4 protein-coding genes are annotated in these 3,583 nt (G+C 64.9%); 1 reads left to right on the forward strand and 3 read right to left on the reverse strand.

Annotated elements, in window-relative coordinates; all coding sequences use genetic code 11:
* The 3 genes from ABWP84_RS18325 to ABWP84_RS18335 form a co-directional block, all read right to left on the reverse strand.
* Positions 1–294: hypothetical protein (locus ABWP84_RS18325; protein ID WP_353213465.1), on the reverse strand; the 294-nt coding region annotated here is incomplete at its 3' end.
* Between the two features lie 34 nt (positions 295–328).
* A complete protein-coding gene (locus tag ABWP84_RS18330) occupies positions 329–973 on the reverse strand; it encodes an MBL fold metallo-hydrolase (protein WP_353213466.1) in 645 nt (214 codons plus the stop codon).
* Between the two features lie 4 nt (positions 974–977).
* A complete protein-coding gene (locus tag ABWP84_RS18335; protein ID WP_353213467.1) occupies positions 978–2,498 on the reverse strand; it encodes an ABC transporter substrate-binding protein in 1,521 nt (506 codons plus the stop codon).
* A 77-nt stretch (positions 2,499–2,575) separates the two neighbouring features.
* On the opposite strand from ABWP84_RS18335, the gene ABWP84_RS18340 reads away from it, so the two are divergent.
* Positions 2,576–3,463, forward strand: a complete 888-nt coding sequence (locus tag ABWP84_RS18340; protein ID WP_353213468.1) for a DMT family transporter — start codon at positions 2,576–2,578, stop codon at positions 3,461–3,463.
* Positions 3,464–3,583 lie beyond the last annotated feature (120 nt).

The following is a 3,583-nucleotide window of genomic DNA, read 5'->3' on the forward strand; positions in this document are numbered from 1 at the left end:
CACCGTAAACCTCTCAGGGCATCGGTGGTGTTCGCTACGAATGTTGAATCCGTCCCACGATTGCGGCAACTCAAAAGGCTTGGTCATGGTGAGTTGATTGACGAGGCCATGGCCGCCCACCCCCTGGCCTGCGGCGAGCCTGACCTCAGTGCTCAGGGAACTCACGCTGGCCAGCGGGTTGGCCAGGGCGCGTGCCAATGCATCACGGTCCTGAGGCGGCGGCTCTGCGGCGGCGGCGCCCGCCAAAGCCAATCCGCAGCATATCACCAGCAGACGAAATTCATCATTTCGCACACAAAACCCCATCACCCAGTCACACCGCCAATGATCAGGCCTCATCGGCCAGGAAGGGGTTTTGCCGCCGTTCGGTGCCAAAGTCACTCCCCGGGCCATGGCCGCAAATGAATTGCATGTCGTCACCCAGCGGCAGCAATTTCTCATGGATCGCAGCGATGAGTGCTGCGTGGTCGCCATAGGGGAAATCGGTGCGGCCAATGCTGCCGCGAAACAGCACATCACCCACAATGGCCAGCCGCAGCGCTTCATTGACGAACACGACATGGCCCGGCGCATGCCCGGGGCAATGCAGCACGGCGAAACTCTCGGCGCCGATCTGCACCACCTCGCCCTCCTCCAGCCAGCGGTCGGGCGTCCGGTCGCGCGCTGGCGGCAGGCCATAGGCGGCGGCCTGCTTGGAGAGATTATCGAGCAGCATCTTATCGGCCAGATGCGGCCCTTCCACCGGCGCGCCGGTCACCTCGCGCAGTTCATCCGCACCACCGGCATGGTCCATATGACCATGGGTGATGAGGATGCGCTTGAGGGCGATGCCCTGTTTCTTCAGCACATCGAGGATGCGCGGCACATCGCCGCCCGGATCCACCACCACGCCCTCCATGGTCACGTCATCCCATAGCAGCGCACAATTCTGCTCGAAGGGCGTGACGGGAATGATGGCCGCGCGCAGCGCCATGGGCTTACTTCCAGGACGCCATGAAGAAGCGCGGCATTTCGTCGCGCCAGGTCTGGAAGTTCAATTGTTTCGAATAGCCATAGGTGGTGACATAGGTGTGCAGCGGCAGCCAATAGGCCTGCTCGGTGGAGCGGCGGATGGCCGCCGAATAGGCCGCGCGGCGGACATTCTCATCAACACTGGAACCACCCTCGACCAGCAGGCGGTCGATCTCCGGGTCACGGCTATAGTCATTGCCGCCACCACCACCCAGCATGACCGGGAAGATGGCCGAGACGTCGTTGATCGAATAACTCCCCCAACTGCCCAGATCGAGCGGATTGCGCCCCTCCCAGGCGCGCGCCGTGGCAGCGGCCACCTGCATCTGGCTGAGCCGGGCGCGAATCCCCACTGCCTGCAGATAGGCCTGCACCGATGCGCCCCATTGCGGCAGAATATAGCTCACCATCTCGGTCGCGAAACCGTTCGGGAAGCCAGCCTCGGCCAGCAGCGCGCGGGCCCGGGCGGGGTCGTAATTATAGGTGACGGCGGCATCGGCATCACAGCCGAATTGGCTGGGGTAGCAGGGTGCAGTCGGCACCCGGCTGCCGCCCTGCACCAGGGAGGTGGCGATGGTCTGCCGGTCGATCGCGTGCCAGATGGCGCGGCGCACCAGCACATTGGTCATCGGGTTGCCCGCCCCGGAGCGACCAGCGGCATCGATGGAGAGGTAGCCGATGCGCATGCTCTCCTGCCGTGCCACATCCAGCGTGGGCACGCGGGCGAGGTTGGCCATCTGGTCGGGGTTGATGGCCCAGATCCAGTCGGCGCGGCCGCTGAGCAATTCGGTCAATTCGGTGGCCGCATCGGGCACGAAACGCACGACGAGCTTGCGGATCGCGGGGCGGCCCTTGGGGCTGCCCGCGTAATAATTCTCAAAGCGCTCGAACTCGACCATGGCGCCAGGATTCTGCGCGGTGACGCGGTAAGGCCCTGCCCCCACCGGCTGGCGGGCATAGACATCGGCGCCCACCCGCTCGCGATAGGCCTTGGGGTAGATGGGCGTCACGAAGGCAAAATATTCCAACGCCGCCGGGGTGGGGCGCTTGAGGTGCACTCGCACCGAGAGGTCGCCGGTCTTCTCCGCCCGCTCGATCCAGGCATGGTTGGAGGGGGTGGCGGTGCGCGCCTCGGGGCTGCTGACCAGGTTGAGGGTATAAACCACGTCATCGGCCGAGAAGGCATCGCCATTATGGAAGGTCACCCCGGCGCGCAGGGTGAAATCAATGGTGGTGGCGTTCACCCAGTTCCAGGCGGTTGCCAGCAGCGGCTTCATGGTGAAATCGGTGGGGTCGCGATGGATCAGCCCATCCCAGGCCTGGTGGGCGAGCACCAGCCCGGTGCGCAGGCTGTTGTAATAGGGGTCAATATTCGGCACGCCGTCGCGGAAGACGATGCGCAGCGTGTCCTGCGCGCGCTGCGCCGAGGCGCTACCAGCGGCAAGAATGGCGGGGGTGACCAGGGCGGTCCGGCGGGCGATGCGCATGGGGCAATTCCTTGAGACGAACAAGCCATACGGTAGGGGCGGCTTGTGGCCCCGCGCAAGCGTGCCACTGTGCGAGGGTGACGCATTCCCAAGCCCTGCCCGCCTCCGCCGCCGCCATTATGCTCGCACTCTGCCTCGCCTGGGGGCTGAACATGGTGGCGATGAAACTGGGCACGGCGGGAATTTCGCCGGCCTTGCAAGGTGCCATGCGTTCGGCCGGTGCAGCCCTGCTATGTTGGCTGTGGTGCCGGCTGCGCGGCGTGCCATTGGCGCCGCTGCTGGGCGCCTCGCTGCTGCCGGGCCTCGCGGTGGGCGTGATCTTCGGGCTGGAATTCGGCGCGATCTTCATCGGCGCGGGCCTGACCTCGGCATCGCGCGCGGTGCTGTTTTTATATGCAGCGCCGTTCTTCGTCGCCCTCGGCGCCCATATCTTCGTGCCGGGCGACAGGATGACGGCGCGGGCCGCATCGGGCCTGCTGGTTGCCTTTGCCGGGCTGGCGGTGGGGCTGCTGGATGGGCTGCAGGCCGAGGGTTCGGTGGCGGGGGACCTGCTTTGCCTGGTCGGCGCAATAGGCTGGGCCTGCACCACGGTGGTCATCAAGGCCACGCGGCTGCGCCATGCGCCGGCGGAATACGCCATGCTGTATCAACTGGCGGTGAGCGTGCCGGTGCTGCTGGCCCTCTCCCTATTGCTGGCCGAGCCAGGCATTTTTGCCCCGACACCTTTGATATGGGCGAGCATGGCCTATCAGACGGTGGTGGTCGCCTTTGCCAGCTATGTCGCCTGGTTCTGGCTGGTCAAGCGCTATGCCGCCTCGCGGCTTTCCGCCTTCAGCTTCCTCACGCCGCTCTTTGGTGCGCTGGCGGGCTGGGCGTTTCTCGGCGATCAATTGGGCCCGCTCTTTCTTGTGGCGCTGGGGCTGGTGAGTGCGGGCATCCTGCTGGTGAATTCCCAGCCGCGCTGAAAGCGCAGTGTTTTCTTGTTCACGGCGAAATCCGGCGCAGCAACCACAATCAGTTGCCTCAATCTTGGTCATTTCCGTTTCAAATCGGCAAGAATCTCTTCGGACCTCCCAGCATTCTAA

The organism is Rhodovarius sp., assembly GCF_040399605.1.
Classification (GTDB): domain Bacteria; phylum Pseudomonadota; class Alphaproteobacteria; order Acetobacterales; family Acetobacteraceae; genus Rhodovarius; species Rhodovarius crocodyli_A.

Excerpts from the sequence above, each read along its gene's own strand:
- ABWP84_RS18330 (WP_353213466.1), bottom strand. The coding sequence starts at position 973 with ATGGCGCTGCGCGCGGCCATCATTCCCGTCACGCCCTTCGAGCAGAAT.
- ABWP84_RS18335 (WP_353213467.1), bottom strand. The coding sequence starts at position 2,498 with ATGCGCATCGCCCGCCGGACCGCCCTGGTCACCCCCGCCATTCTTGCC.